This window comes from Azospirillum lipoferum 4B (genome assembly GCF_000283655.1).
In the GTDB taxonomy this organism is placed as follows: Bacteria; Pseudomonadota; Alphaproteobacteria; order Azospirillales; family Azospirillaceae; genus Azospirillum; species Azospirillum lipoferum_C.
The window spans coordinates 1,451,761-1,475,653 of record NC_016622.1 but is presented as its reverse complement, the minus strand read 5'-3'; the positions used below and the strand labels follow the sequence as shown (position 1 = coordinate 1,475,653).

General features: G+C 69.0%; 19 protein-coding genes. 13 read left to right on the top strand and 6 right to left on the bottom strand.

The window, feature by feature from the left end; translation table 11 throughout:
- The first annotated feature begins 191 nt into the window (after positions 1–191).
- The 5 genes from AZOLI_RS06780 to AZOLI_RS06765 all read left to right on the top strand — a co-directional run bounded on the left by AZOLI_RS06780 (position 192) and on the right by AZOLI_RS06765 (position 5,763).
- Positions 192–1,466 carry an LL-diaminopimelate aminotransferase gene (locus tag AZOLI_RS06780; protein WP_014247858.1) on the top strand — a complete coding sequence of 425 codons (1,275 nt, stop codon included), beginning with the start codon at positions 192–194 and terminating at the stop codon, positions 1,464–1,466.
- Positions 1,466–2,770: a homoserine dehydrogenase gene (locus tag AZOLI_RS06775; protein WP_014247857.1), complete on the top strand. Its 1,305-nt coding sequence runs from the start codon at positions 1,466–1,468 to the stop codon at positions 2,768–2,770. The genes AZOLI_RS06780 and AZOLI_RS06775 overlap by 1 nt, the downstream gene beginning before the upstream one ends.
- 81 nt (positions 2,771–2,851) lie before the next feature.
- Positions 2,852–3,853 carry a class II fructose-bisphosphatase gene (gene glpX / locus AZOLI_RS06770; protein ID WP_014247856.1) on the top strand — a complete coding sequence of 334 codons (1,002 nt, stop codon included), beginning with the start codon at positions 2,852–2,854 and terminating at the stop codon, positions 3,851–3,853.
- Positions 3,854–4,072: 219 nt separating this feature from the next.
- Positions 4,073–4,285: a DUF1127 domain-containing protein gene (locus tag AZOLI_RS31020; RefSeq protein WP_081505914.1), complete on the top strand. Its 213-nt coding sequence runs from the start codon at positions 4,073–4,075 to the stop codon at positions 4,283–4,285.
- Positions 4,286–4,563: 278 nt separating this feature from the next.
- A complete protein-coding gene (locus tag AZOLI_RS06765) occupies positions 4,564–5,763 on the top strand; it encodes a sensor histidine kinase (protein ID WP_014247854.1) in 1,200 nt (399 codons plus the stop codon).
- 42 nt (positions 5,764–5,805) lie between these two features.
- Here AZOLI_RS06765 and AZOLI_RS06760 read toward each other — a convergent pair whose 3' ends face one another.
- Positions 5,806–6,123 (bottom strand): hypothetical protein, encoded by a 318-nt coding sequence (locus AZOLI_RS06760; RefSeq protein WP_014247853.1) that lies wholly within the window; start codon positions 6,121–6,123, stop codon positions 5,806–5,808.
- Positions 6,124–6,249: 126 nt separating this feature from the next.
- Between AZOLI_RS06760 and cutA the strand changes: the two genes are divergently transcribed.
- From cutA to AZOLI_RS06745, 3 genes are all read left to right on the top strand, one after another.
- Positions 6,250–6,582 (top strand): divalent-cation tolerance protein CutA, encoded by a 333-nt coding sequence (cutA, locus tag AZOLI_RS06755; RefSeq protein ID WP_014247852.1) that lies wholly within the window; start codon positions 6,250–6,252, stop codon positions 6,580–6,582.
- 180 nt (positions 6,583–6,762) lie between these two features.
- Positions 6,763–8,001: a molybdopterin molybdotransferase MoeA gene (locus AZOLI_RS06750; protein WP_044550600.1), complete on the top strand. Its 1,239-nt coding sequence runs from the start codon at positions 6,763–6,765 to the stop codon at positions 7,999–8,001.
- Positions 7,998–8,903, top strand: coding sequence for a LysR family transcriptional regulator (locus tag AZOLI_RS06745; protein ID WP_014247850.1), 906 nt, complete (start codon positions 7,998–8,000; stop codon positions 8,901–8,903). Before AZOLI_RS06750 ends, AZOLI_RS06745 begins: the two co-directional genes overlap by 4 nt.
- A gap of 12 nt (positions 8,904–8,915) precedes the next feature.
- On the opposite strand, the gene AZOLI_RS06740 is transcribed toward AZOLI_RS06745, so the two are convergent.
- Both AZOLI_RS06740 and AZOLI_RS06735 read right to left on the bottom strand, forming a co-directional pair.
- A complete protein-coding gene (locus tag AZOLI_RS06740; RefSeq protein WP_014247849.1) occupies positions 8,916–10,271 on the bottom strand; it encodes a PepSY-associated TM helix domain-containing protein in 1,356 nt (451 codons plus the stop codon).
- Between the two features lie 49 nt (positions 10,272–10,320).
- Positions 10,321–10,749 carry a hypothetical protein gene (locus tag AZOLI_RS06735; RefSeq protein ID WP_014247848.1) on the bottom strand — a complete coding sequence of 143 codons (429 nt, stop codon included), beginning with the start codon at positions 10,747–10,749 and terminating at the stop codon, positions 10,321–10,323.
- 176 nt (positions 10,750–10,925) lie between these two features.
- Here AZOLI_RS06735 and AZOLI_RS06730 point away from each other — a divergent pair, with 176 nt between their 5' ends.
- Together AZOLI_RS06730 and pbpC are read left to right on the top strand one after the other, a co-directional pair.
- Positions 10,926–16,142 (top strand): alpha-2-macroglobulin family protein, encoded by a 5,217-nt coding sequence (locus AZOLI_RS06730; protein WP_014247847.1) that lies wholly within the window; start codon positions 10,926–10,928, stop codon positions 16,140–16,142.
- 45 nt (positions 16,143–16,187) lie between these two features.
- On the top strand, positions 16,188–18,227 hold the full coding sequence (pbpC, locus tag AZOLI_RS06725; protein ID WP_014247846.1) for a penicillin-binding protein 1C: 2,040 nt from the start codon (positions 16,188–16,190) through the stop codon (positions 18,225–18,227).
- A 12-nt stretch (positions 18,228–18,239) separates the two neighbouring features.
- Here pbpC and AZOLI_RS06720 read toward each other — a convergent pair whose 3' ends face one another.
- Complete coding sequence (locus AZOLI_RS06720) at positions 18,240–18,449, bottom strand: hypothetical protein (protein WP_081505952.1); 210 nt, start codon at positions 18,447–18,449, stop codon at positions 18,240–18,242.
- Positions 18,450–18,620: 171 nt separating this feature from the next.
- Here AZOLI_RS06720 and AZOLI_RS31015 point away from each other — a divergent pair.
- The 3 genes from AZOLI_RS31015 (at position 18,621) to AZOLI_RS06700 (ending at position 21,803) form a co-directional block, all read left to right on the top strand.
- Positions 18,621–19,687, top strand: a protein-coding gene (locus tag AZOLI_RS31015) for an IS630-like element ISAli3 family transposase (protein ID WP_076611116.1) whose coding sequence is annotated in 2 segments (ribosomal slippage) — positions 18,621–19,107 and positions 19,107–19,687 — 1,068 coding nt in all. Because the reading frame shifts where the segments join, the coding sequence is not laid out codon by codon here.
- Positions 19,688–19,802: 115 nt separating this feature from the next.
- Entirely contained in the window at positions 19,803–20,222 is a 420-nt protein-coding gene (locus AZOLI_RS06705; protein ID WP_014247844.1) for a hypothetical protein, read from the top strand.
- 81 nt (positions 20,223–20,303) lie between these two features.
- On the top strand, positions 20,304–21,803 hold the full coding sequence (locus AZOLI_RS06700) for a multicopper oxidase family protein (protein WP_014247843.1): 1,500 nt from the start codon (positions 20,304–20,306) through the stop codon (positions 21,801–21,803).
- A gap of 417 nt (positions 21,804–22,220) precedes the next feature.
- On the opposite strand, the gene AZOLI_RS06695 is transcribed toward AZOLI_RS06700, so the two are convergent.
- Complete coding sequence (locus AZOLI_RS06695) at positions 22,221–22,448, bottom strand: SlyX family protein (RefSeq protein ID WP_014247842.1); 228 nt, start codon at positions 22,446–22,448, stop codon at positions 22,221–22,223.
- Positions 22,449–22,530: 82 nt separating this feature from the next.
- Positions 22,531–23,820 (bottom strand): Nramp family divalent metal transporter, encoded by a 1,290-nt coding sequence (locus tag AZOLI_RS06690; protein WP_014247841.1) that lies wholly within the window; start codon positions 23,818–23,820, stop codon positions 22,531–22,533.
- Positions 23,821–23,893 lie beyond the last annotated feature (73 nt).

The following is a 23,893-nucleotide window of genomic DNA, read 5'->3' as shown; positions in this document are numbered from 1 at the left end:
TTTCCCCGTCGCTCCCGCCGCCCTGGCATCAAGGCGCTCCGTTCCGGGCGCCTTGCCGCCAAAGCGCCGTGCCGGCCGCGCATCCCGCGAAATTTGCCTCGCTTCCGTCGCGTCAGGGCGGTAGAACGTCAGTCCCGGTCCGCAGGTCTCTTGGGTTCGTGGCGTGACCGGAGCGGTCTTCCGGAGCGTCCATGTCCAACACCGAATTCCATCGCATCAAGCGCCTGCCGCCCTACGTCTTCGCCGAAGTGAACGCGATGAAGGCGCGAGCTAGGGCCAACGGCGCCGACATCATCGACCTCGGCATGGGCAATCCCGACCAGGCGACCCCGCAGCACATCGTCGACAAGCTGGTCGAGGCCGTGCGCGATCCGAAGACGCACCGCTACTCGAACTCCCGCGGCATCCCCGGCCTGCGCAAGGCGCATGCCGCCTATTACAAGCGCCGCTTCAACGTCGATGTCGATCCGGAGACGGAGTGCATCGTCACCATCGGCTCGAAGGAAGGTCTGGCGAACCTCGCCCAGGCGATCACCAGCCCCGGCGACATCATCCTGGTGCCGAACCCCAGCTATCCGATCCACCCGTTCGGCTTCATCCTGGCCGGCGCCTCGGTGCGCCACCTGCCGGTGGGCATGGAGAACGGGGCGTCGACCGACATCGACAGCTTCATGATCATGCTGGAGCGCGCCGTGCGCCACAGCGTGCCGAAGCCGCTGGCGCTGGTGCTGAACTACCCGTCGAACCCGACGGCCGAGGTGGTCGGGCTGGACTTCTACCGTCCGATCGTCGAGTTCTGCCGCAAGCACGGCATCTACATCCTGTCCGATCTGGCCTATGCCGAGATCTTCTTCGACAATGACCCGCCGCCGTCGATCCTGGAGATCCCGGAAGCGCGCGAGATCGCGGTCGAGTTCACCTCGATGTCGAAGACCTATTCGATGGCCGGCTGGCGCATCGGCTTCGCCACCGGCAACAAGACGCTGATCACCGCGCTGGCCCGCATCAAGTCGTACCTCGACTACGGCGCCTTCACGCCGATCCAGGTCGCCGCTGCCGCCGCGCTGAACGGTCCGCAGGACTGCGTGCAGCAGGTCCGCGACATGTACAGGCAGCGCCGTGACGTGATGATCGAGGGTCTGGCCGCCGCCGGCTGGGAAGTCCCCAGCCCCAAGGCATCGATGTTCGCCTGGGCGCCGATCCCGCCGCAGTTCGCCCATCTGGGCTCGCTGGAGTTCTCCAAGCTGCTGCTGCAGCAGGCGGAGGTCGCGGTGGCGCCCGGCATCGGCTTCGGCGAATATGGCGACGGCCATGTCCGTCTGGCGATGGTGGAGAATGTCCACCGCATCCGTCAGGCGACCCGCAACATCAAGGAGTTCTTCCGCTCCAACGCCGGTGGCGTCGCGGCGAGCAAGGACCCGGCGGCCCGCGCCGCCCTTCTGGATTCCGAGAAAGCGAAAGCCTGATGTCGAACGCCCAGCAAGCCCCCCTGAAAATCGCCGTCGCCGGCCTCGGTACGGTCGGCGCCGGCGTCCTGAAGCTGCTGGACGCCCAAGCCTCGCTGATCGAACAGCGCTGCGGCCGCCGGATCGAGGTGGTCGCGGTCAGCGCCCGCTCCAAGGGCAAGGACCGTGGCGTCGATCTGTCGAAGGTCCAATGGTTCGACGATCCCGTCGCCATGGCGGCCCAGTCCGGCGCCGATCTGGTGGTGGAACTGATCGGCGGCTCCGAAGGTCCGGCGCGCGACACCGTCGCCACCGCCATCGAGACCGGCAAGCATGTGGTCACCGCCAACAAGGCCCTGCTGGCGGTTCATGGCACCGAGATCGCCCGGAAGGCCGAGTCCCGCGGCCTGACCGTCGCCTTCGAGGCGGCGGTGGCCGGCGGCATCCCGATCATCAAGGGGCTGCGCGAAGGTCTGGCAGCCAATGCCGTATCGGAAATCCACGGCATCCTGAACGGCACCTGCAACTACATCCTGACGGAGATGCGGACCACCGGCCGCGACTTCGCCGATGTGCTGGCCGATGCCCAGGCCCTCGGCTATGCCGAGGCAGATCCCAGCTTCGACATCGATGGTGTCGATGCCGCGCACAAGCTGGCGATCCTCGCCTCGGTCGCCTTCGGAACGCCGGTCGACTTCCCCTCCGTCTACATCGAAGGCATCCGGCAGGTCTCGGCGGTCGATTTCGACTATGCCGACCAGCTGGGCTTCCGCATCAAGCTGCTGGGCATCGCACGCCGCACCGATGCGGGTGTCGAGCAGCGGGTGCATCCCTGCATGGTGCCGAAGACCGCCCCCATCGCGTCGGTGGACGGCGTGTTCAACGCCGTGGTGGCCCAGGCCGATTTCGCCGACCGGGTGCTGTTCGTCGGCCGCGGCGCCGGCTCCGGCCCGACCGCGTCGGCGGTGGTCGCCGACCTGATCGACATCGCGCGCGGCCGGTCTACGCCCACCTTCGGCGTTCCGGCCGATCGGCTGGGCGCGGCAACCCCCTCGCCGATGGAATCGCGCCGCGGGTCGTACTACGTCCGCCTGATGGTGGTGGACCGCCCCGGTGTGATAGCGGATATCGCAGCGGCGATGCGCGACCAGAACGTCTCCATGGAGCAGTTCCTGCAGCGCGGCCGCTCGCCGGGCGAAGGCGTTCCGGTTGTCCTCACCACCCATGATACCGACGAGGCGGCCATGCAGCGCGCGCTTGCGACCATCGCGGCCAGCGACAACGTGCTGGAGCCGCCGCGGATGATCCGGATCGAGCAGTTCTGATCGGGACCGTTTCCCACAACAACCAAGCACAGCCTGACCAAACACAGCCTGATACGACCGAAGAGTCGGGGGGAGCACACGATGTCTACGCCGTCTACGCATGTCGACCTGTCCCACATGGACCGCAACCTCGCGCTGGAGGCCGTCCGCGTGACCGAGGCCGCCGCCCTGTCGGCCTCGCTGCTGATGGGTCGCGGCGATGAGAAGCTGGCCGACCAGGCCGCGGTCGACGCCATGCGCCAGGCTCTGAACACGCTCTACATCGACGGCACCGTCGTCATCGGCGAGGGTGAGCGCGACGAAGCCCCGATGCTGTACATCGGCGAGAAGGTCGGTGCCGGCATCGGCTCCGGCCCGAAGGTCGACATCGCACTCGACCCGCTGGAAGGCACCACCATCTGCGCCACCGGCGGCCCGAACTCGCTGGCCGTCATCGCCATGGCGGAAGAGGGCGGCTTCCTGAACGCCCCCGACGTCTACATGGACAAGATCGCTGTCGGCGCCGGCCTGCCGGACAATGTCGTCGACCTGGACGAGACGCCCGCCAACAACCTGAAGGCGCTGGCCAAGGCCAAGGGCACCGAGGTCGAGGAGCTGCTGGTCTGCATCCTGAACCGTCCGCGCCATGCCGAGCTGATCGCCCGCGTCCGTGAAGCCGGCGCGCGCATCATGCTGATCAACGACGGCGACGTGTCGGGCGTCATCGCCACCAGCCAGGCCGGCACCGGCGTCGACATGTATGTCGGCTCCGGCGGTGCGCCGGAAGGCGTGCTGGCCGCTGCGGCGCTGCGCTGCATCGGTGGCCAGTTCCAGGGCCGTCTGCTGTTCCGCAACGACGACGAGCGCGCCCGCGCCGCCAAGTGGGGCGTCACCGACCTGGACAAGAAGTACAGCCTGCACGAGCTGGCGCGTGGCAACGTCATGTTCGCCGCCACCGGCGTCACCGACGGCGCCATGCTGAAGGGGGTCCGCCGCGTTCCGGGCGGCGCCTACACCCACTCGGTCATCATGCGTTCCAAGTCGGGCACGGTCCGTTACATCGAGGCGCACCACAACCTGTCGCGCAAGCCGGCCGTCAAGTAAGCCGGTTGGCGCCCAAGCCTTTGTTTTCGAAGACGCGCGGAGGGAAACCTCCGCGCGTTTTTTTGTTCCCGCTTTGATCTGGATCCATTTGCCTACGAAGGTTCTATCGAATTCGCGCAGGTCTGCCGCCGCCGCGCCGCAGAGGCCCCACCATTGATTTCGCGGGTGCAAAAGGCAAAATAGGCTCATGTAATCGAGCGCCAAGCGCAGGAGTTCATCATGGCCTATTCTTCGATGCAGTCAACGTCCGGCGAATTGTTTGGCGCTGGAACAAAGGGAAGCACTGTCTTTCAACGGGTCGTTCATTGGGTCCGCGAACGGATTGAACTTCGCCGCGCGGAAAGCGAGCTGCACCATATGTCCGACGCCGAACTGTCCGACATTGGTCTGACTCGGGGCGAGATCCACAATGCGGTTCGCCGCGGCTTCTGACAGTCTGGCTATCGAAGGGATTGCCCAAAGCGTCTGGCGGGCGGTGGCCCATCTGAGTCCCAAATGCGGAAAGCCTCGGAAGATTGCCGGGGCTTTCGCATATGCACAGGCATTAACCTTTTCTTCATCGACCCTGCCCATGCGGCACATATGCCTGGGAGGGGTTGCGCGCTGCAGCACAGTTATGGTTAATGCAGTTTAACATTAACCCCGGTTCTGTTTTAAAATGGAAACGGGGCGCCTTCGGGACCCCCATCCTCCGTGAGAGCCGTGGTCGCATGAGTCTCATTCATCGCCTTCAGTCACTGGAAGCGGAGCGCGACGCCGCCCGGGAGGAGGCCGAGCGCGCCAATCTCGCAAAGGCGAAGTTTCTCGCCGCCGCCAGTCACGATCTCCGCCAACCCCTGCAAGCCCTGTTCTTCCTGTCCGCGGCCCTGGCCCGCCATGTCGGCGACCACAACGGGCGCGACCTGCTGTCCCGGCTCGACCAGGGGCTGGACACCATGAAGGGGTTGCTGGACGGCCTGCTGGAGGTTTCCCGGCTGGAGGCCGGCGTCGTGACGCCGGTGCTGGACACCTTTGCCGCCAGCGAAATCACCGACGCGCTCGACGCCGCCTATGCCGAGCAGGCCATCGCCAAGGCGCTGGTCTGGCGGGTGGAGGGCTGCGACGCCGTTCTGCGCACCGACCGCGGCCTGCTGATGCAGCTGCTGCGCAATCTGGTCGACAACGCCCTGCGCTATACCGAGGCTGGCGCCATCCGCATCCGCTGCCGGGTGGATGGCGAGAGGTTGGCGATCGAGGTGCAGGACACCGGCATCGGCATTCCGCCCGAACATCTCGACCGCATCTTCGAGGAGTTCCATCAGGTCGGCAATCCGGAGCGCGACCGGCTGCGCGGCCTTGGGCTGGGGCTTGCCATCGTCCGGCGGCTGTCGCAACTGCTCGACCATCCGGTCCAGGTGCGCTCGGTGCAGGGACAGGGCTCCGCCTTCCGGGTGCTGGTGCCGCTGGCGCCGGCCCGCCTCATCCCGACCCGCGCGGGCGGGGTGGATCGCCGGCCGGTGATCGACCGGCCGCGGCTGGCCGTGTTGGTCGATGACGACGCCGTGGTATTGCTGGGGCTGCAAACGGTGCTGACCGAGTGGGGATTCCGCGTGGTCGCGGCGGACGGCCCCGACCGGGCGATGGACCGGCTGGAGGCACTGGACCGGGCGCCGGACATCGTCATCGCCGATTACCGGCTGCGCGAGGGGCGAGTCGGCACCGAAGTGATCCGCCGGGTGCGCGAACGCTATGGGGCGGAGATTCCCGCTCTGATCCTCACCGGCGAGACCGGCATCGATACGCTGGCCGACGTCTCCGCCCATGGCGTGTCCGTGCTGCACAAGCCGGTGACCCCGCGCCAGCTGCAGGCCGAGGTCGACCGGCAGCTTCGGATCAAGCGCATCAACGGCGTCGCCCAGGCCGCCCAGTAAGGGCAGGGCAGGGGCGGCCGTACCGCCTCCCCACAAATCGACTCAAATCAGCGCGCCCTGGCGTGCATCGTCCTCCGTCCCGTCGGCGGAGGTTTCGTCGTCGCGGACATTCCCGGACAGAGCGGTGCGGCCGGCTTCGGTCAGGCGGCAGACCAGCCAGTCCGGCTTCAGCGGGTTGTCGAACCAGCGTTCCGCCCAGCCGGCCTTCAGGCAGGCTTCGACCGTCGCCTTCTTCACGCGCTGCCCGCGCTCGTCGAACAGCGGCAGCTTGCCGCCCGGCTGGTTCAGACCGCGGCGCAGCCAGGCCCCTTGGACATCTGACGGGGCGCTGCGGGACGGGGAACGGCGGGGCTTGGCCATGGACGGGCGACTCTTGCGGATGCGGGAAGGGACAGGGGATTGCCGGCCCCGGCGGGGGCTGTGGCAAAGTGCGGGCATCCTACGCGAAAGCGCATTCCGGATGCATCGAAAAGGAGGAGCCCTTCCATGCCAGAGACCGGCACCGACCCTCTCGTCTTCGCCTATATCACCGCCGGGTCCAGGGACGAGGCGCTCCGCATCGGCCGCACCCTGGTGGAGGAGCGTCTGGCCGGCTGCGTCAACATTCTGGACGGCATGACCTCCGTCTATCGATGGAACGGCGCCGTCGAACAGGCGGAGGAGGCGGTGCTGATCGCCAAGACAAGGTCCTCGCTGTTCGACCGGCTGACCGCACGGGTGCGCGACCTGCACGGCTACGACACCCCTTGCGTGGTGGAACTCGCGGTCGGGCGCGGCAATCCCCCCTATCTGGACTGGCTGCGGACGGAAACGGCCTGACCGGCGGGGATAGGAGGACCGCGCACGCAACGCATGCCGAAACAGGGTCTTGACGTCGATCAAGGTCGCGCGCTGCAGTTGACGGTAGCGATCTTGCAGATTGGCCTCTCCTTCGGGCGAGCGCGATAGCCGACGCGAACCAGCTTGTCGGCGGACACCCTTATCGAGGACATCGAGACCATGGACGATTGCTCCGCACACGGCCCCACCCCCCTGTCGCTGGACGAGGCGGTCGCACGCGTCGCGCAGGGGTACGGCGCCGTGACCGGGACGGAGGAGGTGCCGCTGCGCCAGGCGCTCGGCCGCGTGCTGGCGGAAGAGGTGGTGGCCCCGGTGAATGTGCCGCCGGCCGATGTGTCCGCCATGGACGGTTGGGCCTATGCCGCCGACGCCGGGGAGGGATTCCGGCGCCTCGCCATCGTCGGGCGCGTGCCGGCCGGCTCCAAATTCGAGGGAACCGTCGGGCCGGGGCAGGCGGTGCGCATCTTCACTGGCGCGCCGGTCCCGGCCGGCGTCGATACCGTGGCGATGCAGGAGGATTGCCGGACGGACGGCGACGCCGTTCTGGTCCCGGCCTCGCTGAAGCGGGGCTCCAACGTGCGTTCGGCGGGGGAGGACATGACGGCCGGCGCCGTCGTGCTGCACTCCGGCCAGCGGATGCGCGCACAGGAGGTCGGTCTCGCCGCCGCGGTCGGCCGTTCCAGCCTGACGGTGCGCAAGCGGCTGACGGTGGTGCTGTTCTCCACCGGTGACGAGCTGCGGGAGCCGGGGACGCCGAAGCCCGACCATGCCATCTATGACGCCAACCGCTACACGCTGGCGGCACAGCTCGACGCGCTGGGGGTGGAGGTGCGCGATCTCGGCATCCTGCCCGACCGACCGGAGGCCACCCGTGCGGCACTGGCCGACGCCGCCGGCACCGCCGACCTGATCGTCACCAGCGGCGGCGTGTCGGTCGGCGAGGAGGACCATGTCAAGGCGGCGGTCAATGCACTTGGCTCCATCGACCTGTGGACGCTGGCGATCAAGCCGGGCAAGCCGCTGGCGCTGGGCCGGGTCGGCGACACGCCCTTCCTGGGGCTGCCCGGCAACCCGGTGTCGGCGATGGTCACCTTCCTGCTGGTCGGCCGGCCGCTGGTTCTGCGCCTGTCGGGGGCGTCCAGCATCGCCACGCCGCGCAGCCTGGTGGTCGCCGACTTCAGCTTCACCAAGAAGCCCGGCCGTCGCGAGTTCCTCCGTGCCCGTCTGGAACGTGGCAAGGACGGCCGCCCGATGGCCGTGAAGTTCCCCAGCAACAGCTCCGGCGTGCTGACCTCGATGGTGGAGGCCGACGGGCTGGTCGACATGCCGGCCGAGGCCACCGCGGTGCGGCCGGGCGATCTGGTGGACTTCCTGCCCTTCACCGGCCTGTTCGCGTGACGCTGGAGCAGCTGCGCATCTTCGCCACCGTGGCGGAAATGCTGCACTTCACCCGCGCCGCGGAGGTGCTTCACCTGTCGCAGCCGGCGGTCAGCGCCGCCATCGCCGCACTGGAGGCGGAGCATGGCCTGCGCCTGTTCGACCGTATCGGCCGGCGGGTGGAGCTGACCGCCGCCGGCCAGCTGCTGCACGGTCAGGCCCGTGCCATCCTGACGAAGGTGGAAGAGGCCGGGACCATGCTGGCCGAGCTGTCGGGGCTGTCGCGTGGCTCCTTGCGGCTGGCGGCCAGCCAGACGGTCGGCAATCACTGGCTGCCGCCGCGGCTGCTGCGCTTCGCCGCGGCTTATCCGGGCATCCGCGTGGACCTGTCCATCGGCAACACCGAACAGGTCGCCGAGGCGGTGCGCGACGGCCGCGCCGAACTGGGCATCGCCGAGGGTGCGGTGACCGATTCGGCACTGGTCAGCGAAGCGATCGTGGGCGACCGGCTTCGGCTGGTGGTCGGGGCGGGACATCCCTGGGCCGGGCTGGGCAGGGTAGATCGCGATGCACTGGCTGCGGGCCGCTGGATTCTGCGCGAACCCGGCTCCGGCACCCGCGCGCTGTTCGAGGCGGCAATGTGCGGCGTGGGTCTGGACCCCGGCGGGCTGGATGTCGCCATGACCCTGCCCGGCGGCGGAGTGATCCGCGCGGCACTGCTCGCCGGGATCGGTGCCAGCGTGCTGTCCGACCTGATCGTCGCGGAGGATCTGGCGGCGGGGCGGATCGTGGCGCTGGAGGGGCTGGACCTGCCGGCCCGGCCCTTCCATCTGCTGCGCCACAGGGACCGCCACCGCAGCCTGGCCGAACGGGCGTTCGTCAGAGCCGCGCTGGATGGCGGACCGGCGCCGGCCTCGCCCTGACGGGATGGCGGATCAGGCCGTCCGCAATCTCCGGGTTCCGAAGACGGCGGCCTCGATGGCGGCGAAGGCCAGCATCGAGATGCCCACCATCGGGAAGAAGAGGCCGCCTGCGATTGCGATGACGATCAACCCCTTCGGCAGGGTGGCGCCGGCCGGCAATCGCGGTGCGCCCAGGCTGCCCGCCGGTCGCCGCTTCCACCACATCACCAGCCCCGACAGCGTCAGCCCCACCATCGCCACCAGCGAGGCGAGCAAGACCAACTGGTTCGCCAGTCCGAAGGCCTGTCCCATGTGAATGCTGACTCCCCATTCGGCCAGACGGCCGAACAGGCCGAGGTCCTTCAACTGCATGTCGAACAGCGGCTTGCCGGTATACTGGTCGAGATGGACGACGCGCTCCTTCGTGATGTCGTCGGGATAGACCGATGCCGTGAAAACGCCGTCCGGCTTGGTCGGAATGACGATGGCATAGCCCGGCGCCATTCCCAGTTCTTCGACCGTCCGCACCACGTCGTCCAGCTTCGCGGGAACGCCGGATGCCGTCGTCGACAGCGGGGTCGGCTGATTTTCGATGATCCAGGGGGCGCGGTCGACGGTATCCTTCAGCGGCACGGTTGAGACCGGATACTTGTCCCAGTAACCGTCCGGCATGCCCATGCCGACCGCATAGGCGGCGCTGTAGAACTGCTTGCCCCAATATCCGGACCAGGGCAGGCCGGTCATCGCCAGGAAGACGATGAACACGCTGACGAAAATGCCGGTGACGGCGTGGAGGTCGCGCCAGAACATCCTTTTCCCCGGCCGGCCGCGGACGGTCACGACACCGCCCTTCTGACCGCGCGGCCACCACAGATAAATGCCGGAGGCGGTCATCAACACCATCCAGCCGGCGACGCCTTCGACGATGCGTTCGGCGAACCAGCCGACATATTGCAGGCTGTGCAGCTTGCGCACGACATACATGGTTGGCGATCCGGCGAAACCGCCATCCCACAGGCTGCCCAGCACCCGGCCGTCATAGGGATCGACATAGACGATGTCCTTGAGGCCGTCGGCGCCGACGATCTTCACCTCGGCGGGACGGTCGGGCGCGGCGGGCGGGGCGTAACCCTTGAGCGTGCCGGGATGGGCCTCCAGCGCCCGGGCGACCAGGGCGGACGGCGCCAGCCGCTCCGTCGTCTGGGGGGCGACGATGCGCAGGTCGCGATGCAGCCTGTCGTTGATCTCGTCCTTGAACAGATAGATGGCGCCGGTGACGGACAGCAGGATGACGATGGGGGCGCAGATCAGCCCGGCGAAGAAATGCCAGCGCCACAGCGCACGATAAAGCGCAGAGCCGATGGCTCCGCCTTGCAGAGGTCCAGTCATGATTTTCCATTCGGTCGTCGCAGTGCGATACGCCCGGAATTCGGGCTGTTCAGTGCTTCGGCTGACGACCGGATGGCGGGGCCTGGGACTGGAAGGGCTTCCGCTCCTTGGGATGAGGGAGCCCGTCGGGCTTCGGCAGCTCCGCGGACAGCAGGATCGCAAGCGGCATGACCGGCATCTGAATGGCCGGCAGCAGCGCGACATAGTGACCGAGCCAGCTGCAAGGCAGATGCAGCGGAGAAAGCTTTTGCGTGTCGGTGCCGTCGGCATCCGTCAGGGGAGCGCTGTCCCGCAGGGGAACGCCGTCCCGGTCGACCGGGAGATAGACGATTTCGCCGCCGGTGCAGATGGCGACATAGCCGTCGCGGTCGGCGGCACCGGCAGCGGGAGCGGCGATGCGGACGAAAAGGCTCAGCGCCAGCGCGAGTGCAAGCGCCAGCCCCCACCGTTCCTGCAGTCCGCGGCAATAAGCCAGCATCCCGTTGCGACCGTCTCGCAGATCAGATGGTAGGGATCGTTACCCGATCCGCCGCATACGAACAAGCGCCGCGAGTTCACCCGACGGACGAACGGTGAATCGGCGGTTCGCCATATCGCCAGCATCCGATTATCGGCGTTATAAACGCAGCATCCCGTTTCCGGTGGTAAGGCGACATGATGGCACGGCTTTTGACGCTGCTCTGGGTCCTCGTGGTGATGGCCTTCCTAGGCACCCCGGTCCGCGCCGACTACACGCCGCCGGGGGCGCTGTCCGATGCCACCGCCTATGCCAACGGGCTGCTGCTGAAATCGCCGCCGCAGCCGAAGCCGCAGGTGATCGCCGACCTGCTGAAGCAGGCGCGCGCCGCCCGCGACCGCAAGGACATGGCCGGCGCCATCCAGGCCTATGAGAAGACCATCACCCAGGGCGGCGGCTCGCCATCGGTCTGGCTGGAGCTGAGTGGCGCCTGGATGGCGGCGACTCCGCCCAACAAGGACCGCGCGCTGCAGAGCGCCGTCATGGCCGGCCAGTTCAACCCGAAGGACGAGGAACGCGTCGCCATCCTCTGGCGCATCGCCACCCTGATGGACGAGGCCTTCGGCAAGCCGGACGAGGCGGTGAAGGCGCTGAACGCCATCCGCCAGTTGGCGCCGAAGCTGGAGGCGGCCACCCTCGACACCCAGGCGCCGAAGCTGGAGGAGCGGTTCGTCGCCATGCGCCGCAAGGCCGGGCTGGCGATGACCGGCGTCACCGTCAACGCCGAGGGCAGCAGCCCGCGCGTCTGCTTCCAGTTCTCCGACCGGCTGAGCGGTAAGCAGGGCGTGCGTTTCGATGATTACGTCCGGGTGGAGCCGTCGACCAAGACAGCGCTCGAAGCGCGGGAGAACAGTCTGTGCCTGCGCGGCGTCACCCACGGCAATGGCTATACCGTCACCCTGCGCCAGGGCCTGCCCGGCGAGGACGGCGTGACGCTCAAGGCCGACGAGATCCAGCGCGTGCGCGTGCCCGACCGGCCGTCGATGGCCGCCTTCCGCGGCTCCGCCTATATCCTGCCGCGCAAGGGTGCCGACGGCATCCCGGTGGTCAGCGTCAACACCGACCGGCTCGACGTCTCGGTCTACCGAATCGCCGACCGTGCGCTGGTGTCCAACAAGTATGACGCCAGCCTCTTCAGCGAACTGACCGGCTATGCCGCCGACCGGCTGGCCCAGGAGAATGGCGAACTGGTGTGGTCCGGCTCGCTGGATGTTAAGGGGGAGCGCAACCGCGACGTCACCGCCGCCATTCCGTTCCGGCAGGCGGTGGGCGACGACCCGAAGGCCGGCCTCTATGTCGTCACCGCCCGTCCGCATGACGTTGAGGAGTCCGACCGTTGGGAGGCGCTGGCGACCCAGTGGGTCCTGCTGTCCGACATCGGCCTGACCAGCTTCCGCGGTGCCGATGGGCTGACCGTCTTCGCCCGCTCCTTCGGCTCGGCCAAGCCGCTGCCGGGAGTGGATGTGGCTCTGATCGCCCGCAACAACGCCGAATTGGCCCGCGCCAGGACCGACGAGTTCGGCCGTGCCCGCTTTGCGCCCGGCCTGCTGAAGACCGGCGGCAACGCGCCCGAGATGGTGATGGCCTATCTCGGCACCGATTTCGCCATGCAGGATCTGACCGGCGCCGCCTTCGACCTCAGCGACCGCGGTGTCGGCGGGCGTCAGGCGCCGGGGCCGATGGACGCCTTCGTCTACAGCGACCGCGGCGTCTACCGCCAGGGCGAGACGGTGAATCTGTCGATCCTGCTGCGCGACGACAAGACGGAGGCGGTCGACAACTTCCCGCTGACCGTGAAGGTGCTGCGTCCCAGCGGCACCGAATATTTCAGCGGTGCCCTCAAGGGCCGGGAGGCCGGCGGCTTCTTCCTGCCGCTGACGCTGACCCGCACCGCGCCGCTCGGCGGCTGGGAGGTGCTGGTCTACAGCGATCCGAAGGGCGAGCCGATCGGCCGTGGCGAGTTCCAGGTCGAGGATTTCGTGCCGATCAAGCTGGCGCTCGACCTGACCGCCGGCGCGCCGATCCTGGTGCCGGGCCAGCCCTTCGAGGTGACGGCGCAGGGCCGTTTCCTCTACGGTCCGCCGGCCGCCGGGCTGGACGGCACCGCCGAGGTGGCGCTGAAGACCGACCCGTTGCCCTATCCGGCCTTCAAGGACTACCGGTTCGGCCGGGTGCAGGACAACCCGACCGAGCGGCTCGACCCGTTGGAGTTCCCGACCACCAACGAGCAGGGCGTGTCGCGCATCGCGGTGACGCTGCCGGAGGTGCCGGACACCAGCAAGCCGCTGCGGGCCGACATCCGCGTCACCCTGTCGGAGCCGGGCGGGCGTCCGGTCCACAAGTCGGTGAGCGTGCCGGTTCGTCCGAAGACCCATGCGCTGGGCCTGCGCCCGCGCTTCTCCGATGGCCGCATCGGCGAGGGAGCGGAGGCCGCCTTCGACCTCGTCGCCGTAGCGCCTGACGGCAGCGCCATCGCCAAGCCCGGCATCAGGTGGGATCTGGTGGAGGAGCGGGTCTCCTTCGTCTGGTTCCGCCGCGACGGCCGCTACAGCTACAACGCCACCGTGCGCGACGTGCCGCTGGCGTCCGGCACCGTCGACGTCGCCGCCGACAAGCCGGCACAGGTGACGCTGGGCAAGCGCGAGTTCGGCCGCTATCGGCTGGAGGTGACGGACAAGGCGGCGGGCGTCGCCAGCTCCTACCGCTTCTATTCCGGCTGGGCGAGCGGCGACGAGACCGCTGACATTCCGGACAAGCTGGAGGTCTCCACCGACAAGCAGTCCTACAAACCCGGCGAGACCGCCCGCATCCGCGTCGCTCCGCCCTTCGCCGGCGAGCTGCTGGTGACGGTGGCGACCGACCGCATCTTTGACGTGCGCACCATCTCGGTTCCGGCCGAGGGCACGACGGTGGAGATCCCGGTCGATGCCGCCTGGGGTCCCGGCGCCTATGTCACCGCCACCGCCTACCGTCCGCCGGTCAAGGGGCGGGAGCGTCAGCCGGTGCGTGCCATGGGCGTCGCCTGGGTCGGCGTCGATCCGTCGGTCCGCACGCTGGCAGTCACGCTGGACGCGCCGCAGGTGATCCGCCCGCTCAGCCGGTTGGAGGTCGGGGTGAAGGTGGCCGCCGCCGATGGCGGGTCGATGGAGGACACCTATGTCACGTTGGCCGCGGTGGACGAGGGCATCCTGCGGCTGACCGACTTCGCCAGCCCGCAGCCGGAGAAGCATTATTTCGGCAAGCGCCGACTGGGTCTGGACATCCGCGACGATTACGGCCGGCTGATCGACCCGCTCGACGGCCCCTATGGCGCGATGCGCCAGGGCGGCGATTCCAGCGGCGCCGGTCTGCCGGTGGTGCCCTTCACCGTGGTCTCGCTGTTCCAGGGGCCGGTGAAGGTCGGCGCCGACGGCACCGCCCGCATCGGCTTCGACGTACCCGACTTCAACGGCGAGCTTCGACTGATGGCGGTGGCCTACAGCCGTGGCCGGGTCGGCTCCGCCGCCGGGCCGGTGACGGTGCGCGATCCGCTGGTCGCCGACGCCATCCTGCCGCGATTCCTCGCCCCCGGCGACGACAGCCGGGTGACGCTGTCGCTGCACAATGTGGAGGCGGCGGCCGGCACCTATGAGGTGGCGGTCACTGCCCGCGATGCGGTGTCAGTGGAGGGCGGCAACCTGTCGGTCCCGCTGGCGAAGGGCGAGCGCAAGACCCTGGTGGTGCCGCTGAAGGGCGTCGCCGCCGGCATCGGCCATGTCGCCGTCGCGGTGAAGGGGCCGGAGACTCTGGCGCTGAGCCACGAGTACGGCATCACCGTGCGCCCGGCCCGCGCGGTCGAGACCCAGTTCGTCACCCGCCAGATCGCACCCGGCGAGAGCGTCCGTTTCGACGGGGCGGAGCTTGCCACCTATCTGCCGGGGACGACCAACTGGTCGGCCAGCTTCACCACGGCGCCGCCCTTCGATGTCGGCGGCATCCTGCGGGCACTCGACCGCTATCCGTTCGGTTGCCTGGAGCAGACCGTCAGCCGCGCCCTGCCGCTGCTGGTGGTGCGCGACGTGGAACTGGCGCTGGGCAAGGACCGCAAGCCGGACGACGGGCTGGAAGCGCGGGTCCAGCAGGCGATCTCCCGCACGCTGGACAAGCAGCGCTTCGACGGCGCCTTCGGTCTGTGGGGCGCCCAGGACGAGGCCGACGGCTGGCTGACCGCCTATGCCACCGAGTTCCTGATCCGCGCCAAGCAGAAGGGCGAGGCGGTGCCGGACAAGCCGCTGACCGACGCGCTGTCCTGGCTGCGCCAGCGCGCCATCGCCAGCGCGACGGAGCCGGCGGATCTGACGGTGCGCGCCTATGCCCTGCACACGCTGGCGCTGGCCGGGGTGTCGCTGCCGGGACCGGCGCGCTACCTGCACGACACCGCGCTGGAGAAGCTGCCGACTCCGCTCGCCAAGGGGCAGCTCGGGGCGGCGCTGGCCCGCATGGGCGACCAGGAGCGGGCGGCCAGCGCCTTCGACAGCGCGGTCGGCCATCTGGCGCGCGAGGACTGGCATGTCGATTACGGCTCCACCGTCCGCGACGCCGCGGCGCTGGTGGCGCTGATGACCGAGGTCAACATGGCCGGCAACCGCATTCCGGCCCTGATCGACCGGCTTCCTGCCTCCGCCACCGCCGCCAACCGCACCAACACGCAGGAAAAGGCGTGGTCGGTGCTGGCCGCCGACGCGCTGCTGCGCAGCGCGCCGGCCAAGGTGGAGGTGACGCTGGGCGGCACCCGGCGCGACGGCGCGCGGGTCGACCTGACTCCGACTCTGACACAGCTGAAGGCCGGCATCCCGGTCGCCAACTCGGGCAAGGCGGCGGTGTGGCAGGCGGTGTCGCTGTCCGGCGTGCCGGTGGCGCCGCAGCCGGCGGCGCGCGAGGGGCTGCGCATCAAGCGCAACTTCTTTACCCGCAAGGGCGAGGTGTTGAACCTCGACAGCATCAGGCAGAACGACGTCTTTGTCATCGTGCTGGAGGGCGAGGCGAACACCAAGCTGTTCCACCAGGGGATCGTGACCCACGCGCTGCCCGCCGGCTGGGAGATCGAGAACGCCAAGCTGGGCGGCGGCACGCCGGAGGAGATGCAGTGGCTGGGCGAGCTCAGCTACACCCGCACGACCGAGGCGCGCGACGACCGCTATGTCGCCGCGGTGGACCTGACGGAGGATCAGCAGACCTTCAAGCTGGCCTTCATCGTCCGCGCCATCACCCCCGGCACCTACGAGCTGCCGGGAGCGACCATGGAGGACATGTACAAGCCGCGCTTCTTCGCTCGCCAGACCACCGGGCGGATCACGGTCCATCCGGCGGAGTGACGATTGCGGAGGTGGTTTCGCCAGCATTGGGTCAGACGGACGGGTATGGCGGCAGCCGGCGCCGCCGCCCTGCTTGGTGCGGCGCTGGCGCTCGACCGGCTGTTCCCGCCGCCGCTGGACCGGTTGGCCGACCTGTCGGTGATCGTCACCGACCGCAGGGGCCAGCCGCTGCGCGTCTTCACCAATGCGGCCGGCGCGTGGCGTCTGCCGGCGACGGTCGAGGACGTGTCGCCTTTGTTCGTCGAGCTGCTGCTGGCCTATGAGGACCGGCGGTTCGAAAGCCATGCCGGTGTCGATCCGCTGGCGGTGCTGCGGGCGACCGCGCAGAATCTGGGGGCGGGGCGGGTGGTTTCCGGCGCCTCCACCATCACCATGCAGGTCGCCCGCCTGCTGGAGCCGCGACCGCGCACCTTTACCGCCAAGCTGATCGAGGCGGCCCGGGCGGCGCAGTTGGAATGGCGGTTCAGCAAGCGCGACATCCTCGGCATGTATCTGACGCTCGCCCCCTATGGCGGCAACATCGAGGGGATTCGCGCGGCCTCCCTGATGCTGCTGGGCAAACCGCCGGTGGAGTTGGACGCGGCGGAGGCCGCGCTGCTGGTCTCCCTGCCGCAATCGCCCTCGCGGCTGCGGCCGGACCGCTATCCGGAGCGGGCGCAGGCGGCGCGCGACAAGGTGCTGGACCGGGTGGCGGAGGCCAGCGCGTTGTCGCCCAAGGCGGTGGCGGAGGCGAAGTCGCTGCCGGTGCCGTCTGTGCGGCTATCCCTGCCGGCCTCGGCCCCGCATCTTGCCGACCGGCTGCGCAGCGCCGATCCCGGCCGGGCGGTGATCGCCACCACCATCGACGGCACGCTGCAACAGGCGGTCGAGGCGCTTGGCCGCCGGGCCGCGGAGACGCTGAATCCGCAGGCCGGGCTGGCGGTGCTGGTGGTGGACAACCGCGACCGCTCGGTCCTGGCCTATCTCGGCAGTCCCAATGCTCTGGACGAGACGCGGCAGGGACCCATCGACATGGTGCGGGCGGTGCGCTCGCCGGGATCGGCGCTGAAGCCCTTCATCTACGGGCTGGGTTTCGACGACGGCATCATCCACCCGCTGACCCAGATCGCCGACGTGTCCACCCGCTTCGGCGACTGGGCGCCACGCAATTTCGACCGCAGCTTCACCGGCGACCTGACGGTGATGGAAGCGCTGCAACGCTCGCTCAATGTGCCGGCGGTTCTGGTGCTCGACCGGGTGGGGCCGCTGCGCTTCGCCGACGCGTTGCGGCGGGCCGGTACAAGGCTGGTGCTGCCCCATGGCACGGCGCTGCCGGGCCTGCCGGTGGCCCTGGGCGGGGCGTCGATCAGCTTGTGGGGCATGACGGCGCTCTACAGTGGGCTTGCCCGCGACGGGCTGGTTGCGCCGCTGCGGACCAGGACCGACGAGCCGGGTGGGGCGGAACATCGGTTGCTGTCGGCGACTGCGGCGCAGCAGGTTCGGGCGATCCTGGAAGGCTCGCCGCCGCCGCCGGGCGTGGTGCAGGCGCAGGAGCTGCGCGGCAGTGGGCCGGTGGCGCTGAAGACCGGCACCAGCTATGGCTTTCGCGACGCCTGGGCCTTCGGCGTGACCGGGCGCTATACGGTCGGGGTGTGGGTCGGCCGCCCGGACGGCACCCCCAGTCCCGACCATTACGGCCGCAACACCGCGGCACCGCTGCTGTTCGAGGTCTTCGACCGGCTTCCGGCCGACCGCGGCCGGCCCGCCGGCCCGGTCCGCAACGAGACTCCGCCGGAACTCCTGCGGCGCCTGCGGCCCGGCGATGTCGAGATTGCCGGGCCGCGCCAGGCCGACCGGCTGCGCCTGACCTTCCCGGTCAGCGACATGGTGCTGGAAGCGCTGGGGCCGGACGGAAAGGGGGAGCCGATGACTCTGACCGCCACCGGCGGGCGGCGGCCGCTGTCCTGGCTGATCGACGGTCGTCGCATCGCCCACTCGCCCATCGCGCGCGAGGTGGTTTGGCGGCCGGACGGGCCGGGGCTGGTTCGCGTCACCGTGCTCGACGCGGACGGCCACAGCGACAGCGCGACCGTCGAAATCCGCTGAAAATCGAAAGTTCTAGGACGCGCGCCGCAGGCCGAACGGAGCATCGTCGCGCTGGCTCCACACCCGCGAGCGGACACGCATCTGCTTCTGGCAATCCACCGAGCAATAGAGCGGTGCCGGCCCCCGCGTCGACGGACGGACGAATGGACGGCCGCAGCAGGCGCAATGCAGCTGGCGGGTCGCGGTGTGCGGGGTGTTGGCCGGACGGGCGGAGGCGGACATGGTCACGACGGAGGTGGGTAGTTTCGGGTGAGCGCGAATATATGCGCGCTGTGTTGCAGTTCCATGCTCGGGAAAACTCTTATACCAGCGGCTTTGAAGTGTGACTCGTCACGGTGGATTCCCTTTTGGTCCGCCCTGTGATTCGCTGCCAGCTCTCGGAAGGAGGCGGGTATGGCGGCGATTGCGATCACGCGGCTGGAGCTGAGTTCAGCGGAGTTGCGCCAGCGGGCGGTGCGTTTTGGCGATCCGGATGTAGCGCGGCGCCTTCTCGCCCTAGCTCTGGTTTTGGAGGGGCGATCTCGCGAGGACGCCGCGCGGTCTTGCGGGATGGATCGGCAAACGTTGCGGGATTGGGTTCACCGCTACAACGCCCAAGGCGTGGCGGGGCTGCGGGATCGTAAGGCACCGGGAGCCAAGCCGAAGCTGTCGGCGGAGCAGGAAGCGGAGGTGGCGTCCTGGGTCCGCTCCGGTCCGGACCTCGCCGAGGATGGCGTGGTTCGGTGGCGGCGGTGCGATCTGGCCCGCAAGATCGAGCGCCGGTTCGGCGTGGTGCTGGCCGAGCGCAGCGTTGGCGGGCTGTTGCGCCGTCTGGGGTTCCGTCGCCTGTCGGTGCGCCCCCAGCATCCTCAGCAGGATGGCGAGGCGCTCGAGGCTCACAAAAAAACTTTGCCGCTCTGGTTGCCGGCGCCCTCCCCGACACCGCCCGCGGCAAGCCGCTGGAGCTCTGGTGGCAGGACGAAGCCCGGGTCGGCCAGCAAGGGACCCTGACCCGGGTGTGGGCCGCCAAGGGCAGCCGGCCACGCGCGCCCCGCGACCAGCGCCATAGCTGGGCCTACCTGTTCGGCGCCGTCTGCCCGAGCCGTGGCGCCGCCGCGGCCTTGGTCCTGCCCAAGGCCAACGCCGCGGCAATGACCCTGCACATGGCCGAGATCAGCGGCCAAGTGAGCGACGGCCACCATGCGGTGCTCATCCTCGACGGCGCAGGCTGGCACCAGCCGGGCGACAAGCTGGTCGTGCCCGAAAACATCAGCCTTCTGCATCTCCCGCCCTATTGCCCGGAACTCAATCCGGTCGAAAACATCTGGCAGTTCCTGCGACAGAACCACCTCAGCCATCGCGTCTTCGATTCCTATGCCGCCATCGTCGAGGCCTGCTGCGAGGCGTGGAACGCTCTCGCCCAGGCACCCGAAATCATTCGCTCAATCGCCTCACGCTCGTGGGCAGCGGTCAATGTCTAAAGCCGCTGGTATTAGGTCTGAATGGGTGGTTAGGCTGTCCGGCTGTCGGCGGCGATTGACCGCATCCACCCGACGTCCTATCTGAAAAGGCTTGGTAACGAGCGGGAGCATTGCGGTGCCGATCTGCGTCGCCGACTGGCTGCGGAAGCTGACGGGTATCGCGGGGGCGGTGGCCCTGGCGATGTTCGGCCTGCTGCTGTGGCAGGGCACCGCCGTCGCCGCATGCCCGCATGACGGCGGCAGCCCTTCGGACGCAGCCATGGCGCAGCATCATGTGCAGCCCGTTGCGAAGGCTGCGCATGTGTGCCCGGTTCCGGTCCACCCGCAAGGGTCAGGCCATCAGGGAGCCGGCCCGCATGGTGTGCCGCAACCCTGCTGCGGCGGCATGGCATGCGCCGTCATGGCCATGGCGGCACCCGTGGAAGGATTGATGGCTCCGGTGGAACTGGCGAGGTCGATGCCGGGCTGGCCCGCCGGACCGCTGCGCGAAGGGCAGGGGGTGCGCCCCGACCTGCCGCCACCGCGGCTGGGATGAGGCGTTCGCGCCGTCCGCGCCGGTTCGGGGCTTGACGGCGCCTTCGGCACTTTCCCCCAACTCGAATTACCGGTGTCCGCAATGACTCTCGCGCTTTCGCGCCGCCGTCTGCTGTCGACGGCCATGGCCGGCGGCTGTGCCGCCCTGCTGCCCGCCTTTCCCCGCTCCGCCCTGGCCGCCGCGCCGGCCACGGATCGCCCCGTCGGCCTGATCATCGAGCGCCGCACGCTGGAGGTGAACGGCAAGGCGGCGAGCGTGTTCGGAATCCGCCAGCCCGACGGCACGCATGGACTCGTCCTCGACCCCGGACGGCGGTTTCTGGTCGATCTCGCCAACCGGGCGGGGGAAGAGGCGGTGATCCACTGGCATGGCCAGACGCCGCCCTATGCCCAGGACGGCGTGGCCGACATCAACCGCCCGACCATCCGCGACGGCGCTTCCGCCAGCTACGACTTCGCGCCGCGGACGGGGACGCACTGGATGCATTCCCATCACGGCCTGCAGGAACAGTTGCTGATGGCCGCCCCGCTGGTGGTCCGCAGTGCCGACGACCTCCGTGCCGACGAGCAGGAGGTGATCGTCCTGCTGCACGACTTCACCTTCCGCGATCCGGCCGAGGTTTTGGCCGCGCTGACCGGATCGGCCGGCGGGACGGGGCATGGCGGTCACGGCCAGATGGGACATGGCTCCCACGGCTCCATGGGGCATGGCGCCATGAACAACGGCGGCATGAATCACGGCTCCATGAACCACGGCGGCATGGCGATGGACCTGAACGACGTCGAGTATGACGCCTATCTCGCCAACGACCGCACGGTTGCCGACCCCGAGGTGGTCCGGGTGGAGCGGGGCGGCCGGGTGCGGCTGCGGGTGATCAACGGTGCCACATCAACCGCCTTCCATCTCGATCTGGGGCGCCTGACTGGTGAGGTGGTCGCGGCGGACGGCAATCCGGTGCAGCCGGTTGCCGGCAACCGCTTCGGGATCAGCATGGGGCAGCGGCTCGACATCCGGCTGACGCTGCCCTCCGAAGGCGGTGCCTTTCCGATCCTTGCCCTGCGCGAAGGCGCGGCGCAGCGGACCGGCCTCATCCTCGCCACGCCCGGCGCCATTGTGCAGCGGGTGGCGGAACAGGGAGAGGCCGCGACCGAAGCGCTCGACCTGTCGCTGGAGCGACGGCTCGTCGCCGAACAATCACTCGGCACCCGTGCAACGGATCGGACGGCGCGGGTGCGGCTGACCGGAACGATGGCTCCCTATGTCTGGAGCCTGGACGACCGGACCTTCGGCACGCATGCGCCGCTGGTGGTACGTCAGGGCCAGCGGGTGGAACTGACCTTTGAGAACCCATCGATGATGGCGCACCCCATGCACCTGCACGGCCATCATTTCCAGGTGGTGGCGATCGATGGCCGCCCGGTGGTGGGGGCGGTGCGCGACACCGTGCTGGTGCCGACGATGGGCAGCGTGACGGTGGCCTTCGACGCCGACAACCCCGGCCGCTGGCCGCTCCACTGCCACAACCTGCTGCACATGGCGACGGGGATGATGACGGAGGTGGTGGTCGAGGGGGTGGGGTAAGGGCGGCTAGGTGCCTGTGCCCCCACCCTCCCACGGCTTCGCCGCGGGTCCCTCCCTCCCCCTCTTCGAGGGCTACGGGATGCACACATTTCGCATTTGCGAAAAGACGCGCAACTTAACATTGATGAAAGCCCCTCTCCCCTTGCGGGAGAGGGGTTGGGGTGAGGGGCGGAAACTTGATTCCCACGGGCCTTCGGCCGGCTGCACCCCTCATCCCAACCCTTCTCCCGCAAGGGGAGAAGGGCTTTTCACCACTGGTGGTTGCTGCCATTTCGCAGAGGCGAGATGTGTGAATGCCATAGCTCTTCGAGGGAGAGGGGGCGATTTGCATCGTGGCGGCAGTCCCCTCTCCCGCTCTCGGCGGGCCGAAGGTCCGTCCGATGGAGGGGGAGGGGGCATCGCTAGCAATTCCCACCCTCAATAATGCGGCGGCGGCCGGTCGTCCTGCGGCGAGGCTAGCGCGTACTCCGCCGCCTCGACGCGGTCGCGCATGCGCTTCAGCTGTGCGGTCAGGCGGTCGATGGTCTGGCCCTGGGCGAAGATGACCTCCGACATCTCCTCGGCCATGCGCTCGTGGTGGGCGAGACGGCTTTCGAGATCGGCCAGACGTTCTTCGATAAGACGCTGTTCGAGGGCGGGATCCATGGGGCACCGGTCAGACAGTGAAGAACGGGGAGGGGCCGCAAGATGGACCATTCCCCGCTCCGGGTCGAGGGTGCCTTTCCGCTCACGCCATCGCCGTGGTGCCGGCCAGCCAGCCGGACAGGCCGGTCAGCAGCAGGACGGTCAGGCTCGCCAGCCGCAGGGTCATCGGCGCCATCGCCAGCCCGCCCATCAGCTTGGCATTGCGCAGCAGCAACAGCATCGGGATCAGGATGAAGGGCAGGGTCAGGGCCAGAACCACCTGACTCAGCACCAGCAACTCGTCGACCGCGCTGTCGCCGGCGCTGCCCAGAACCGCCAGCGCGGGGATCAGCGAGGCGCCGCGGGTGATCAGCGCACGGGTGACCGGGCGCAGGCGCAGGTTCAGGAAGCCCTCCGTCACCATCTGCCCGGCCATGGTGCCAGTGGTGGTGGAGCTCTGCCCAGCGGCCAGCAGGGCGATAGCGAAGATCAGCGCGGCGGCCCCGCCGATGCTGCTGCCCAGCAGGGCATGGGCATCCTCGATGCCGGGGGTGCCGCCGGTGGTGACGCCCTGGAAAGCGACCGCGGCCACCGCCAGGATGGAGCCGTTGACCAGACCGGCCAGCGCCAGCGCGGTCGACAGGTCGATGGTCAGCCAGCGGGCGGCCTGCCGGCGCTCCTCCGCCGTCTTCACCTCGGCCAGCCGCGAGCGGACCAGACCGGAGTGCAGGAACAGATTGTGCGGCATGACGGTGGCGCCGATGATGCCCAGCGACAGGTACAGCATCTCCGGATCGCGGGCCAACTCGATGGTCGGAACCAGCCCGGCCAGCAGGGCGCCGGGATCGGGGCGAGCGATCACCAGTTCCCAGGCGAAGCAGACCACGACCACGCTCATCAGCGCGCCGACGACCAGTTCGGGCGCTCGGCCCCGCGCACCCGGCAGGGCTAGGATGCCGAAGGTCAGCACGGCGGAGATCACCACGCCGGCCATGATCGGGATGCCGAACAGCAGCTTCAGCGCAATGGCGCTGCCCAGCAACTCGGCCAGATCGGTGGCGATCATCGCCAGTTCCGACACCGCCCACACCCCCATCGCCACCGGGCGGGGGAAGCGGTCGCGGATCAGCCGGGCCAGATCCTTGCCGGTCGCCAGCGTCAGCCGGACGATCAACCCCTGCAGGAAGATGCCCGCCAGGCTGGCGATCAGCACCGCCGACAGCAGCGCGAAGCCGAAGCTGGAGCCAGCCGCGATGTCCGTCGCCCAGTTGCCCGGGTCCATATAGCCGACCGCCACCACGAATCCAGGGCCGAGCATGGTCCAGAACCGGCGCCCCGGTGCAGGAATGCGCGTGGGAATATCGGTGTGGATGGTGGGGGATGCGGTCTTCACGCCGGTTGCTCCTGAACGGTCCATGGCGGCCACGGACTTGACCGCCGATGCAAGAATGGCCGGCCAGTTCGAT